This is a genomic window from Streptomyces sp. WAC06614 (genome assembly GCF_003949795.1).
Lineage (GTDB): Bacteria > Actinomycetota > Actinomycetes > Streptomycetales > Streptomycetaceae > Streptomyces.
Window position 1 is genome coordinate 1 of record NZ_RPRY01000196.1, and the last position, 13370, is coordinate 13370.

The 13370-nt window shown below is 74.4% G+C and carries 16 protein-coding genes; 12 read left to right on the forward strand and 4 right to left on the reverse strand.

Annotation, left to right across the window (positions count from 1 at the left end):
- Positions 1–42: 42 nt before the first annotated feature.
- From EF918_RS23475 to EF918_RS23510, 8 genes are all read left to right on the forward strand, one after another.
- Positions 43–486: a cupin domain-containing protein gene (locus tag EF918_RS23475; protein ID WP_125650140.1), complete on the forward strand. Its 444-nt coding sequence runs from the start codon at positions 43–45 to the stop codon at positions 484–486.
- Positions 483–1751, forward strand: coding sequence for a beta-ketoacyl synthase (locus EF918_RS23480; protein WP_125650142.1), 1269 nt, complete (start codon positions 483–485; stop codon positions 1749–1751). The genes EF918_RS23475 and EF918_RS23480 overlap by 4 nt, the downstream gene beginning before the upstream one ends.
- The gene (locus EF918_RS23485; RefSeq protein ID WP_125650144.1) at positions 1748–3004 is read left to right on the forward strand and encodes a beta-ketoacyl synthase N-terminal-like domain-containing protein; all 1257 of its coding nucleotides are present in this window, start codon (positions 1748–1750) and stop codon (positions 3002–3004) included. The genes EF918_RS23480 and EF918_RS23485 overlap by 4 nt, the downstream gene beginning before the upstream one ends.
- A gap of 27 nt (positions 3005–3031) precedes the next feature.
- Entirely contained in the window at positions 3032–3289 is a 258-nt protein-coding gene (locus EF918_RS23490; protein ID WP_125650146.1) for an acyl carrier protein, read from the forward strand.
- 6 nt (positions 3290–3295) lie between these two features.
- Positions 3296–3745, forward strand: coding sequence for an SRPBCC family protein (locus EF918_RS23495; RefSeq protein ID WP_125650148.1), 450 nt, complete (start codon positions 3296–3298; stop codon positions 3743–3745).
- Positions 3746–3770: 25 nt separating this feature from the next.
- Positions 3771–4103 carry a TcmI family type II polyketide cyclase gene (locus EF918_RS23500; protein ID WP_125650150.1) on the forward strand — a complete coding sequence of 111 codons (333 nt, stop codon included), beginning with the start codon at positions 3771–3773 and terminating at the stop codon, positions 4101–4103.
- A 93-nt stretch (positions 4104–4196) separates the two neighbouring features.
- Entirely contained in the window at positions 4197–4565 is a 369-nt protein-coding gene (locus EF918_RS23505) for a VOC family protein (protein WP_125650152.1), read from the forward strand.
- Between the two features lie 5 nt (positions 4566–4570).
- Complete coding sequence (locus tag EF918_RS23510; protein ID WP_125650154.1) at positions 4571–4888, forward strand: cupin; 318 nt, start codon at positions 4571–4573, stop codon at positions 4886–4888.
- Positions 4889–4921: 33 nt separating this feature from the next.
- On the opposite strand, the gene EF918_RS23515 is transcribed toward EF918_RS23510, so the two are convergent.
- Both EF918_RS23515 and EF918_RS23520 read right to left on the reverse strand, forming a co-directional pair.
- Positions 4922–5902: a threo-3-hydroxy-L-aspartate ammonia-lyase gene (locus tag EF918_RS23515; protein WP_125650156.1), complete on the reverse strand. Its 981-nt coding sequence runs from the start codon at positions 5900–5902 to the stop codon at positions 4922–4924.
- A 40-nt stretch (positions 5903–5942) separates the two neighbouring features.
- A complete protein-coding gene (locus EF918_RS23520) occupies positions 5943–6359 on the reverse strand; it encodes a DUF3224 domain-containing protein (protein WP_125650158.1) in 417 nt (138 codons plus the stop codon).
- A 105-nt stretch (positions 6360–6464) separates the two neighbouring features.
- Between EF918_RS23520 and EF918_RS23525 the strand changes: the two genes are divergently transcribed.
- A complete protein-coding gene (locus EF918_RS23525) occupies positions 6465–7457 on the forward strand; it encodes a YafY family protein (RefSeq protein ID WP_125650160.1) in 993 nt (330 codons plus the stop codon).
- Positions 7458–7567: 110 nt separating this feature from the next.
- Here the strand turns inward: EF918_RS23525 and EF918_RS23530 are convergent, their stop codons facing one another.
- On the reverse strand, positions 7568–8128 hold the full coding sequence (locus tag EF918_RS23530) for a DoxX family protein (RefSeq protein ID WP_125650162.1): 561 nt from the start codon (positions 8126–8128) through the stop codon (positions 7568–7570).
- Positions 8129–8272: 144 nt separating this feature from the next.
- On the opposite strand from EF918_RS23530, the gene EF918_RS23535 reads away from it, so the two are divergent.
- The 3 genes from EF918_RS23535 (at position 8273) to EF918_RS23545 (ending at position 10201) form a co-directional block, all read left to right on the forward strand.
- On the forward strand, positions 8273–8737 hold the full coding sequence (locus EF918_RS23535) for a MarR family winged helix-turn-helix transcriptional regulator (RefSeq protein ID WP_125650164.1): 465 nt from the start codon (positions 8273–8275) through the stop codon (positions 8735–8737).
- Positions 8738–8895: 158 nt separating this feature from the next.
- On the forward strand, positions 8896–9597 hold the full coding sequence (locus tag EF918_RS23540; RefSeq protein WP_125650166.1) for an IclR family transcriptional regulator: 702 nt from the start codon (positions 8896–8898) through the stop codon (positions 9595–9597).
- 76 nt (positions 9598–9673) lie between these two features.
- Complete coding sequence (locus EF918_RS23545; RefSeq protein ID WP_260610551.1) at positions 9674–10201, forward strand: hypothetical protein; 528 nt, start codon at positions 9674–9676, stop codon at positions 10199–10201.
- Here the strand turns inward: EF918_RS23545 and EF918_RS23550 are convergent.
- Positions 10180–13356, reverse strand: coding sequence for an amino acid adenylation domain-containing protein (locus EF918_RS23550; protein ID WP_185921882.1), 3177 nt, complete (start codon positions 13354–13356; stop codon positions 10180–10182). The genes EF918_RS23545 and EF918_RS23550 overlap by 22 nt on opposite strands.
- Positions 13357–13370 lie beyond the last annotated feature (14 nt).

Genomic DNA, 13370 nt, shown 5'->3' on the forward strand with positions numbered 1-13370 from the left:
CCGTTCCCCCTCTCCCCCCGCCCCCACCGAAGGGACACTGCCGTGACCGGATACGGCCCACGCATCGTGGACCTCAGCGACACCCAGCCCAACCGCAAGCGCGGCGGCGACCTGCGAGCCGTACTGACGCCGACCACGGTCGGTTCCACCAGTGGGTTCATGGGCGTGGCCACGCTGAAGCCCGGCGAGTCGATCAGCGAGCACTACCACCCGTACTCCGAGGAGTTCGTGTACGTGGTCCAGGGCCGGCTGGAGGTCGACCTCGACGGCGAGCCGCATCCGCTGCGCACCGACCAGGGGATCATGGTGCCGATCAACGTCCGGCACAGGTTCCGCTGTGTGGGCGACGAACCGGCCCGGATCGTGTTCCACCTGGGCCCGCTGGCCCCGCGCCCGGAGCTCGGGCACGTGGACACCGAGCCCTATCCGGTCACGGGCGAAGAGGACGACGGGCGGCCCGTGATGTCCGTCGGGGGCGCGCCGTGAAGCGGCGCGTGGTGGTCACCGGGATCGGCGTGGTCGCTCCCGGTGGGATAGGAGTGCCGGCGTTCTGGGACCTGCTGGCCAACGGCCGTACGGCCACCCGCGGGATCACCCTGTTCGACCCGGCCGGGTTCCGTTCCCGGATAGCCGCCGAGGTCGACTTCGACCCCGCCGAGCACGGGCTGACCGCCGAGGACACCGCCCGCGCGGACCGCTACATCCAGTTCGCGCTGGTCGCGGCCCGGGAGGCGGTCCGGCAGGCCGGCCTGGAGGTGGACGAGGACAACGCCTGGCGCACCGGGGTGTCCATGGGCACCGCGGTGGGCGGCACCACCCGGCTGGAGCACGACTACGTCGCCGTCAGCCGGCGCGGGGAGCGGTGGGCGGTGGACCACACCTTCGCCGAACCGCACCTGCAGCGGGCGTTCACCCCGGCGACCCTGGCCAGCGCGGTGGCGGAGCAGACCGGCGCCCGCGGCAAGGTGCAGACCGTGTCGACGGGTTGCACGTCCGGGCTGGACGCGGTCGGGTACGCCGTCCAGTCGATCGAGGAGGGCCGCCTGGACGTGTGCATCGCCGGCGCCTCCGACTCCCCGATATCCCCGATCACGGTGGCCTGCTTCGACGCCATCAAGGCCACCTCCCCCAACAACGACGACCCGGCCCACGCCTCCCGGCCGTTCGACGCCGACCGGGACGGGTTCGTCCTCGGCGAGGGCGGCGCCGTCCTGGTGCTGGAGGAGCTCGACCACGCGCGCCGGCGCGGGGCGCAGATCCTCTGCGAGATCAGCGGCTACGCGACCTTCGGCAACGCCCACCACATGACGGGGCTGACCACGGAGGGCCTGGAGATGGCCCGGGCGATCGAGGTGGCGCTGGACCAGGCCGGCCTCGACCCGACCGACATCGACTACGTCAACGCGCACGGCTCGGGCACCAAGCAGAACGACCGGCACGAGACGGCGGCGGTCAAGCGGGTGCTGCGCGAGCACGCCTACAAGACGCCGATGACCTCCATCAAGTCGATGGTCGGGCACTCGCTGGGCGCGATCGGGGCCATAGAACTGGCCGCGTGCGTGCTGGCCATGACCCGCCAGGTGGTCCCGCCGACCGCGAACTACGAGACCCCCGACCCCGAGTGCGACCTGGACTACGTGCCGAAGACCGCGCGCGACCGCGAGTTGCGCAGCGTGCTCTCGGTCGGCAGCGGCTTCGGCGGCTTCCAGTCCGCCGTCGTCATGACCAAGCCCCGAGGGACGATGTCATGAGCAGGAACCGACCGCCGCGTACGGCGGTGATCACCGGCATCGGGGTCGTCGCCCCGAACGGGCTCGGCGCCGACGCGTTCTGGAAGGCCACCCAGTCGGGCCTGAGCGTCCTCGACCGGGTCACCCGCGAGGGCTGCACGGAGCTGCCGCTGTGGGTGGCGGGCGAGGTGCACGGGTTCGACGCGGCGGCCTCGATCGAGGAGCGGTACGTCGTCCAGACGGACCGGTTCTCGCACTTCGCCCTCGCGGCGGCCGACCTGGCCCTGTCGGACGCCCGGTTCGGGCGCTCCGAGTGGGAGAGCGACCCGTACTCGGTCGGCGTGGTCACCGCGGCCGGCTCGGGCGGCGGCGAGTTCGGCCAGCGCGAGCTCCAGCGGCTGTGGGGCCAGGGGCCCCGGTTCGTGGGACCGTACCAGTCGATCGCCTGGTTCTACGCGGCGAGCACCGGCCAGATCTCCATCCGGCACGGGTTCAAGGGCCCGTGCGGGGTGGTCGCCAGTGACGAGGCGGGCGGGCTGGACGCGTTCGCGCACGCGGTACGGGCCATCGGGCAGGGCAGCGCAGCGGTGCTGGCCGGGGCCACCGAGGCCCCGCTGGCGCCGTACTCGATCGCCTGCCAGCTCGGGTACGAGGACCTGAGCCCGCGCAAGGAGCCGGACCGGGCCTACCGCCCGTTCACCTCCGACGCCTGCGGCTTCGCGCCGGGCGAGGGCGGGGCCATGTTCGTGGTCGAGGACGAGCGGACGGCCCGGCGCCGGGGCGCCCCGGTACGGGCCTCGCTGCTCGGGCACGCCGCGACCTTCACCGGGGCGCGCAGATGGGCGGACTCGGCCGACGGCCTGGCGCACGCCATCCGCGGGGCGCTGACGGAGGCGCGGTGCGCGCCCGAGGAGATCGACGTGGTCTTCGCGGACGCCCTGGGCACCCCGGCGGCGGACGCCGCCGAGGCCCGTGCGATCGCCAAGGCCCTGGGCCGGCGCGGCCGGACGGTGCCGGTGACGGCGCCCAAGACCGGGACCGGGCGGGCGTACTGCGCGGCCTCGGTGCTGGACACGGCGGCGGCCGTGCTGGCGATGGAGCACGGCATGGTGCCGCCGACCCCGAACGTCTTCGACGTGTGCCACGACCTCGACGTGGTCACCGGGAGCGCCCGCCCGGCGGAACTGAGGACGGCGCTCGTGCTGAGCCGGGGCCTGATGGGCTCCAACTCGGCGCTCGTCGTACGCAAAGCCCCTGCGGACCCGTCCGCCTGAGGGACCCGTCCAGGAAGAGAGAGACCGATGTCCGAACGACTGACGCTCGAAGAGCTGGCCGCCCTGATGAAGTCCGGCGCCGGCATCACCGTCGATCCCGCCGAGATGGCGAGCCGGCCCGACGCCCGCTTCGAGGACTACGGCCTCGACTCCCTGGGGCTGCTGGGCATCGTCGGCGAGCTGGAGAACCGCAGGGGCCGCTCGCTGCCGACGGACGCCGACCGCTGCCAGACCCCCCGTGAATTCCTCGACCTGGTCAACAACAGCCTGATGACAGGAGCCTGACGGACCATGCCCGGACACACCGACAACGAGATCACGGTCGGCGCCCCCGTCGACCTCGTCTGGGAGATCACCAACGACCTCCCCAACTGGCCCCACCTGTTCAGCGAGTACGCCTCGGTGGACATCCTCCACCAGCAGGGCGACACCACCCGGTTCCGCCTGACCATGCACCCGGACGAGAACGGGACCGTGTGGAGCTGGGTCTCGGAGCGCACCACCGACCGCGCGGGCCTGCAGGTGCAGGCGCACCGCGTGGAGACCGGTCCGTTCGCCTACATGAACATCCGCTGGCACTACGCGCAGGTGCCCGGCGGTACCAAGATGCGCTGGGTCCAGGACTTCCAGATGAAGCCCGACGCGCCGGTGGACGACCACGGGATGACCGAGCGGATCAACAGCAACTCCAAGATCCAGATGGACCTCATCCGCGAGAAGATCGAAGCCCGCGTCGGCTAGCGCCGCCGGACGAAGGACACATCCCATGCACCGGACCCTCATCGTCGCCCGGATGGCCCCGGGATCGGCCCCCGACATCGCCGAGCTGTTCGCGGCCTCCGACCAGGGGGAGCTCCCCGAGGTCATCGGGGTGACGGGGCGCAGCCTCTTCCAGTTCGGAGAGCTGTACTTCCACCTCATCGAGTCGGACCGGCCGACGGAGGCGCAGATCGCGAAGGCGGCCTCGCACCCGGAGTTCAAGAGGCTGAGCCAGGACCTCCAGGCGTACGTCAGTGCGCACGACCCGGCCACCTGGCGCAGCCCGAAGGACGCGATGGCCCAGGAGTTCTACCGCTGGGAGCGCCCGGCCCTCCGCTGAGGGCGGCGGCCGGCGTGCGCCGCCGGCGCGGACACTGCGCGACGGGCCTCCCCCGGAGGCCCGTTGCGCATGTGTCTGGTTGACTGACCGACCATGCTGACCATCGGATCGATCGTGCTGGGTGTCTCGGACGTGCCGCGGGCCGTCACCTTCTGGACGCGGGCCCTGGACTACGTGCCGCGCGACGCGCTGCGGGACGACTTCGTGGTCCTGCGGCCGGCGGACGGCGGCCCGGGGGTGCAGGTGGCGCTGATGGGCAGCGACACCGCGCCCCAGGAGCACCCCCGGGTGCACCTGGACCTGTACGCGGGGGACGCGGCCGGGCAGGCGGCCGAGGTCGAACGGCTGGTCGCGCTCGGCGCGCGGCGGGTGGACTGGGACCACTACCCGGAGGACCCCGACTTCGTCGTCCTCGCCGATCCCGACGGCAACCGCTTCTGCATCATCGACACTTCGAGGTAGGACACATGGACGACCTCAACGCGCTGGCCGAGGAACACCTGGCCGCGGCCCGGGAACACCCGCACGGGCGCAGCGCCCACCTGGTCCTGCACGACCAGCCGCTGCGCCAGAGCCTGATCGCGCTCACGGTGGGGACCACCCTGGACGAGCACCTGTCCCCGCCCGCCGGGTCCCTGCTGGTGCTGCGCGGCACCGTCCGGCTGACGGCGGCCTCCGGGGACGTCGAGGTGGGGCCGGGGTTCCTGCACGCACTGCCGCCCGACCCGCACGCGCTGACCGCGCTCACGGACGCCGTGGTGCTGCTGACGGCCGTCAACCCCTGACCGGCCGGGGCGGCGGCGGGGCGGGGCCGCGGTTCACCGCTGTCCGAGCAGGTCGGCGTAGCGCGGGAGGTCGATGTTGCCGCCGCTGACGATCACCCCGATCCGGCGGCCCCGCAGCCGGTCGGCGATCCCGCGCACGCCCGCGAGGCCCAGGCAGCCGGTGGGTTCCACCACGAGCTTGAGGTAGGTGGCGAAGGTGCGCATCTCCGCGACCAGTTCGGCATCGGTGGCGGTCAGGATCTCCGGGGGCTCCGGGGCGAGGATGCGGAACGGGAGCTCCCCCATGAACTGGGTCTGGGCCCCGTCGGCGAGGGTCTCGGGCGTGTCGATGCGGACGATCCGGCCCTCCTGGAGCGAGCGGCGCACGTCGTCGCCCGCGGCGGGCTCGACGCCGTGGACGCGGCAGCCCGGGGAGAGGGCCCGGGCGGCCAGGGTGCTGCCCGAGAGCAGACCGGCACCGCCGACCGGGACGAACAGCGCGTCGAGGGTGCCGACCTCCTCGAACAGTTCCTTCGCGGCCGTGCCCTGGCCGGCGATGATGTCGGGGTGGTCGTACGGCGGCAGCAGGGTGAGTCCCCGGCTCCGGGCCAGCTCCTGGCCGATCGCCAGCCGGTCCTCGGTGTAGCGGTCGTAGCCGACGACCTCGCCGCCGTAGGCCTTGGTCGCGGCGACCTTGGCGGCCGGCGCGTCGTACGGCATGACGATGGTGGCGGGGATGCCGAGCAGGCTCGCCGCCAAGGAGACCGCCTGGGCGTGGTTGCCGGAGGAGAAGGCGACCACGCCCGCGCGGCGCTGCTCGGGCGTGAACCGGCTGAGTGCGTGGAACGCACCGCGGAACTTGAACGCGCCCGCACGCTGGAGGTTCTCGCACTTGAACACCACACGGGCGCCGAGCTGTTCGTCGACGAGCCGGGAGCTGAGGACGGGGGTGCGGTGGGCGTGACCGGCGAGGCGGTGGGACGCCGCCACCACGTCCTCGTAGGTGGGGAGGTCATCGGTAAGGTGTGTACTCATACGATGCCCCTTTCCACTCCGGCCCCCCTCCCAACCCCCGTCAGGGGTGTCGGTCCAGGTCGTAGGTGAAGGTGTAGGGGACGGTGGCGGCCCCGTGGGTGTGGGTGAAGCTGCCGGAACCGCGCAGTCCGGTGAGCTCGCCGGTGCCGCTGCCGGGCACCACCTCGAAGGTGCAGTGGACCTGTCCCTCCGCCGTGAACACCCCGCGCTCCTCGGCCGCGAAGCCGCCCCGGCGGCCGTCGACGGTTCCGGTGAAGACCTCCAGTCCGGTGAAGCTGCCGGTGTCGGCGGTGAGGTAGAGGTTGGTGTAGGCGCAGGCCGTGGCGGTGGCCTCGATGCCGCCGGTGAAGGTGTTGGTGACCTCGGCACGGGTCAGCCGGGGGCTCGCGTCCTCGGGGGTCAGGGGGTGCTCCTGCCAGTCGTCGAAGGTGAAGTGGCCGGAGATCTGCACGGGCATGGGTGGTTCCTTCGTCTCGGATCGCGTCGGGACCGCGTCTCGGTGTGCCCAGCCTCCGCGCCGTACCTGACACCTTCTGTCAGGTACGGCGCGCACAATGGGGACGTGCGTGCCGACCGTCTTCTGTCGATCCTGCTGCTGCTCCAGAACCGCGGCCGGATGACCGCGCCCGAACTCGCGGCGGAGCTGGAGGTGTCGGTGCGCACGGTGTACCGGGACGTCGACGCGCTGGGCTCGGCGGGCGTCCCGGTGACCGCCGACCGCGGCCCGGCCGGCGGGTTCCGCCTGATGGACGGCTACCGCACCCGGCTCACCGGCCTCACGGACGCCGAGGCCGGCTCGCTGTTCCTGGTCGGCGCCCCCGGACCGGCCGCCGAGCTGGGGCTGGGCGCCGAACTGGCGACCGCCCGGTTGAAGTTGCAGGCGGCCCTGCCCGACGGCCTGGCGCAGCGGTCCCGGCTGGTGCAGGAGCGCTTCCACCTGGACGCCCCGGCCTGGTTCCGGGACGCGGACCCGGTGCCGCACCTGGCGGCGGTCGCCCGGGCGGTGTGGGCGGCCGAGGCGGTCCGCGTCGCGTACCGGCGGTGGAACGGCGCGCTGCGCCACCGCGAGCTGCACCCGCTGGGACTCGTCCTCAAGGGAGGGATCTGGTACCTGGCGGCCGGGGCGGAGGGCGCGGTGCGCACCTACCGGGTCTCCCGGCTGCTGACCGTGGAGGCGACCGGCGCTTGCTTCGAGCGGCCGGCCGGCTTCGACCTGGCCGCGTACTGGACGGAGCAGTCCCGCCGGCTGGAGGACGAGCTGCTGCGGGGGACGGCCCGGCTCCGGCTCTCGCCGCGGGGGCAGCGGCTGCTGCCGATGCAGTTCGGGGCGGCGGGGAACCGGGCGCTGGAGGAGGCCGGGGAGCCGGACCGGGACGGCTGGGTGGAGGTGTCCTTGGCCGTGGAGACCGAGGCGGTCGCGGTCGGGGACCTGCTGCGGCTCGGCGTCGAGGCGGAGGTGCTCGGGCCGCCGTCGCTGCGCGCGGCCGTCGGCCGGGCCGTGGCGGTCCTGGCCGGGCGCTACGCGCAGCCGGCGGACGGCGGGCAGGAGGTCTGACGCCCGCCCGCGCCGGACCCGGGTCGTCGACGCCGGGCGTCCGGCCGGGCCGTGCCGCGGTGCGGCACGGCCCGGCCCGGCGGCCCGGGCGGTCGTCGCGTGCGCGTGCGTCAGGTGCGGACGGCCAGGACCACGCCGGCCGCCACCACGGCCAGCACCAGCGCGAGGACGCCGTGGCGCGGCTGCGGGGTGCGCAGGACGGGGACGAAGCGGTCGGCCGCCCAGCGGCCGGGGCCGGTCAGGGTGAGGGCGGCCGCGACGGCGGTGAGCAGCAGCTCGTACTCGACGCCCTTCGGGGCGAAGAACGAGCCGGTGCCCTTGACCGCCAGGACGTTCAGCAGTGTGCCGACCAGCGCGGCCCCGGCCAGCGGGGTCAGCAGGCCGACGGCCAGGCCGAGGCCGCCGAGGGTCTCGGCGAGACCGGCGACGACGGCCATGGCCTCGCCGGAGGGGTAGCCGCTCATCTCGAAGAACTGCCCGGTGCCCTCGATCCCGCCGCCGCCGAACCAGCCGAAGAGCTTCTGGGTGCCGTGGGCGGCCATGGTCAGACCGATGACCACCCGGAGCAGGAGCAGACCCGTGTCACGGGCGGCGGTGGACTCCGTACGTGCGGACGCGGAGGCCGCCGAGGCGGTGCGGGAGGCGGAGGTGGCCGTGGTGGGAGAGGTCATGAGGGGGTCTCTCTGGCGGGGGGACGGGTACGGACGGGTGGTGCGCGGCGCACGGGCGCGCGCCGGAGTGATTCGAATTCGAACTACTCCCTCCGACCCTAGCCTTTGATTCACATTGGAACAACCTCGCGTAATGTGGCGTTCATGGGTGACACGAGATGGCTCTCCGCGGAGGAGATGCGGGCCTGGAACGCGTTCCTGGCGGCGCCGGCGCTGCTCAACCGGCAGCTCGACCAGCAGCTGAAGGACGACGCCGGGCTCTCGCACCCGCAGTACGAGATCCTGGTCCGGCTCTCCGCCGCTCCCGACCACGAGCTGCGGATGACCGAGCTCGCCAACGGCCTGATCAACTCCAAGAGCGGGCTGACGTACCAGGTCACGCAGCTGGAGAAGGCCGGACTGGTACGCCGTCGCACCTGCCCGACCGACATCCGCGGGGTCTACGCCGTCCTCACCGACCTCGGCCGCATGCGCTTGGAGGAGGCGGCCCCCGGCCATGTGGCGGCGGTCCGCGCGCATCTGATCGACGTGCTCACCCCGGAGCAGATCACCGCCGTCGCCGACGGCCTCGGCGAGGTGACCGCGCGCCTGCGCGCCGCCGGCCGCTGAGCCACGGCCCGCGACCCGTGACCCGCGGCACGCGCCACGCGGGAACGCGCCACGCGGCGCAATCCCTTCGTCCGGCGGGCCCGGCGCGGCACCATGGCGGTGCCGGGACCGCACCGTCAGGGGGGACGCGGTCCGGCTGCGGACGACAGGGGAACGTCATGCAGGAGACGGCACGGCCACGCGCGGAGTCGGCACGGGGCCGGGGGGTGCTGGAAGGGGCCTTCGCGGTGCTGGAGGCACTGCGCCACCACGGCGGCGAAGCGGGGGTGACCGAGCTCGCCCTGGCCTGCGGCGTACCGAAGGCCACGGTGCACCGCCTGTTGGAGCAGCTGATCGTGCTCGACGCCGTGGAGCGGCGCGGGCAGCGCTACCGGCTGGGCGCCCGGCTGTACCGGCTCGGCCAGGCCTGGCAGCCGCACCCCGGGCTGCGCGAGGCGGCCCGGCTGCCGCTGCACCGGCTGCGGGCCGCCACCGGCGGCAGTGTGCTGCTGGCCGTGCTGCGCGAGGACCGGGCACTGACCGTGCGCGCGGTGCCCGGCTCCGTGGAACCGCTGGTCCCGGTGCGCAGCGGGGCCGCGTTCTCCTTGGACACCGCGCTCGGCAAGGCCCTGCGCGGTCCGCGGGCGACGGGTGCCCTGCTGGACCGGGAGCAGGTCCTGGCCGGCGTCTGCTGCGCGGCGTTGCCGGTCCGCTCCCCCGGCGGCGCCGTGGTCGGCGCGCTGGCGGCGATGGTCCCGGCGGGGCAGCCCCTCGCCACCGTGGCCCGGGCCGTCGCCGAGACGGCCACGGCGGTGACCCGCGGGCTGTCCCGGGGTGCCGGCGGCCGGCCCGTCGCGCTGCCGCCGGGCCTGCTGAACTGAGGTGCGGCGGCGCGCGCGTTCCGGTCAGCGGAACGCGGCGCGCGCGGGGCGGGGGGTGCCGGGCAAGGTGGGTGCCGTGCCGGAGGAACGGCACTCCGCCCCGGGGGAGGGGCGGACGGACACGCACCAGGGGGACACCACCATGCGCCGTACCACCAGGATCGCCACGGCCGCGCTGTTCGCGCTCGGCAGCCTCGCCGGCTTCGCGGGGACCGCCCAGGCCGAGCCGATCGACTACGTGCGGATCGAGCTGCTGGAGCTGACCTGCCACCAGCAGAGCGAGGGCGACCACGACGAGGCGTACATCAAGATCACCGATGCCAACGGCAACGCGGTCAAGGTGTGGCCCGGCAACGCCAAGTACCAGACGATGGGCCCGGGCTACGTCCGCTCGCTGAGCGACGCCAACGGCAACGCGGCCCTGGTCCTCGGCAAGGAGCAGGCCCGCACGCTGACCGTGTGGGACTACGACACCACCAGCTCCGACGACAAGCTCGGGGCCACGCTGGTCACCGGCAGCGAGGCCGGGGGCGAGGTCCAGTACCGCTCGGTCGAGGGCTCCGGAGGCGTCTACACGATCGCCTACCGGGTCGTCGACATCTGATCCGCCGCACGCCCCTGCGGGGCTACGACCGCGCCTTGCGGCTCCGGGATGAAGCCCGAGGCGTGGAAGTAGCCGACGTAGGCGTCCAGCAGGGCCGCGTCGACCGGCGGGCAGTGCAGTCCGCTGCCCGCCAGGTCCCGCTCGATCCGCTCCCGGCCCAGCGCCGGGAAGTGCGTGGTCGCGCACAGCTCCTCCAGGGTGAGGTCGCTGCCGGCGGCCCGGGTGGTGAAGCGGGGCGCGAACGGGGTGAACGAGTGCCCCGGCCGGTCGGCGAGGTGCGCGGTCATCGCCTCGGTCCACTCCCGGTAGCCGATGGTCCTGATCCGGTGGCCGTGCGCGCGCAACCGCTCGACCAGGTCCTCCAGGACCGCCTCGCGCGGGTTGGTGTGGTGGTACGTCTGCCCGGTCGCCTCGGTGTGCAGGGCGAGGTGGACGATGGCCGCGGCCACCACGTCGACGGGGACGAGGTTCAGCGCGACCGGGAGGTCGGGGGCCAGTCCCAGCTCGCAGATCAGCTTGAACAGTTCGCACAGCGCCGCCCCGCTGTTCCACACGTGGCTGCGGGTGTCACCGGTGATCTCGTGCGGCCGGTGCACCGCGACGGGCAGGCCGGCGAGGGCGGCCTTGCGCAGGAGCCCCTCGGCGACCCATTTGCTCTCGGTGTAGCCCATGGACAGCCGCTCGACGTGGTCCAGCGGGGTGTCCTCGGTGACGTGCCGCACGCCCGCCGCGCCGAAGCCGTGCACCACACCGATGGTGGAGACGAAGTGCACCGGCACCGCGCGGGCGGCCGCCAGCGCGATCACCTCGGCCGTGCCGTCGACGTTGGCCGGGCGCAGCTGCTCGTACGGGTAGAGGAAGTTGACGTCCGCCCCGCAGTGGTGGACCACGTCCAGGGTCGAGGCCAGCTCGGTGTACGCGGCCCCGGTCAGGCCCAGGCGCGGCGCGGCCAGGTCACCGAGGTGGATCCGGATCCGATCGGCCGGCAGCGCCCCGGGGATCCCGTGCCGGGTGCGGGCCTGGGCCAGGCGCCGCAGCGCGTGGCCGGTGTCGCGGGCCCGGACCAGCAGGTGCAGCTCGGCGTCGGTCCGGTCGAGGAGTTCGCGCAGCAGGTGGGCGCCGAGGAAGCCGGTGGCACCGGTCAGCAGGACGTGCCGGGGCCGGCTCCGGTCCGGGCGGGGCTCGGCGCCGGTCAGCACGGGCGGGACCGGGCGGTCGAGGTCGGGCAGCCAGCGGTCGGCCACGGGCAGCGCGGACGGGGTCGGCAGGCCGCGGACGGTGGCGGTGACGGCGGCGGTGAAGGCCTTGAGGGTGGGCTGCATCAGGAGCTCACCGACCAGCCGGTAGCTGTGCGAGCCGCCGATGGACAGGGCGTCCTGGACCAGCCGGACCAGCTTGGAGGCGGTCAGGGAATTCCCGCCGCGGGCGAAGAAGTCGTCGTCGCCGTCGTGCGGGGCGTCCTGCGGGAGGGTCCGGTCCCAGATGGCCGCGACCACCTCGGCGACGGTGGCCGGCACGGCGTCGGGCGCCCCCGGGCGGTCCGCGGCGGCGGCCGGTCCGGGTTCCGCGGTGAGGGCGAGCAGGGCGGCCCGGTCCACCTTGCCGTTGGCGGCCAGCGGCAGCTCCGCCAGGACGGTGATGCTCGCCGGGACCATGAACGCCGGCAGCCGGGCCGCGAGATGGGCGCGCAGGTCGGCCGCCGTGGGGCCGGTGCCGTCCGGGGCGGTGACGGCGTAGAGGGCGAGGGAGCGGGTGGTGCCGTCCTCGCGCGGGAGCACCACGCAGTCGGTGACGGCGGGGTGGGCGGCCGCCGCGTCCCGAACCTCGCCGAGCTCGATGCGGAAGCCGCGGACCTTGACCTGGTCGTCGCGCCGGCCGCGGAACTCCAGCAGCCCGTCGGGCAGCCGGCGGACGAAGTCGCCCGTGCGGTAGACCCGGACGGGACCGGTGCCGGGGTCGACGGTCACGAACCGGCGGGCGCTCTCGTCCGGGTTGCCCAGGTAGCCGGCGGCCACGGCCGGGCCGCCGATGCAGAGTTCGCCCTCCTCCCCCGGCGCGGCCTCGGTGCCGTCCTCGCGCAGCACGTGGCAGACGGTGTCGGCGATCGGGCGGCCGATGGGCACCGCGGCGGCCCCGTCCGGCACCTGCCGTACGTCGTGGGCGGTGGCCACACAGGCGGTCTCGGTGGGCCCGTAGGCGTTGACCAGGTGCTCGGGCCGGCCGCGCTCCAGGACCCGCCGGGCGGCGTCGGGGCGCAGCGCCTCGCCGCCCGTCAGGACGTAGCGCAGGTCGGCGAAGGTCTCCGGGCGTTCCTGGGCGATGTGGTGGAAGACGCTGGTGGTCGCGAACATGACGCTGATGCGCTGGTCCCGGAGGAACTCGTGCAGGGCGTACGGGGCCAGCAGGAGCGTGGAGTCGGCGGGCACCAGGCAGGCGCCGCCGAGCAGGGCGGGCCACATCTCCAGGACGGAGGCGTCGAAGGAGAGCGTGGCGGCGTGCAGCACCCGGTCGGTGGGCCGGATCCGGAGGAAGCCGTTGTCGACGGCGAGGCGGACCAGTCCGCGGCGGGGCACCGGGACCGCCTTGGGGCGTCCGGTGGTGCCGGAGGTGAACATCACGTACGCCGGGGCGTCGGTGTCGGACCCGCCGTGGGCGGGCGGTTCCGCGGCCCCGGCGCCGGCCGCCAGGACCCGCTCGTAGTCCCAGGTGGGCACCGGGCTGTCGGCGGCGGTCGGGGCGCCGGGGAGCCGGACGACGGCCACGGCGGCGCCGTCGTCGAGCATGCCGGCCACCCGGGCGGCGGGCAGGCTCTGGTCGAGCGGGAGGTAGGTGGCCCCGGCGACGACCACGCCGAGCAGGGCGACACAGGCCTCGGCCCCGCGCGAGCCGGCCACGGCCACCACGGCGCCGGGCGCCGCACCGAGCGCGCGCAGCCCGGCGGCGAAGCGGACGACGAGGCCGGAGAGTTCGGCGTAGGTGTACCGGGCCCCACCGGGGACCTCGACGGCGGGTCGGTCGGCGTGCTCCCGGGCCCGCTCCAGGAACAGCTCCCCGAGCGGCCGCCCGTACACCTCCGCCCCCGTCGCCCCCGTCGTCCCGGCCGTCACCGCGCCCGTCGCCGTCGCCGCTCGCGCCGCAGCCCCGTTCCCCGTCATCGCCATGACCCACC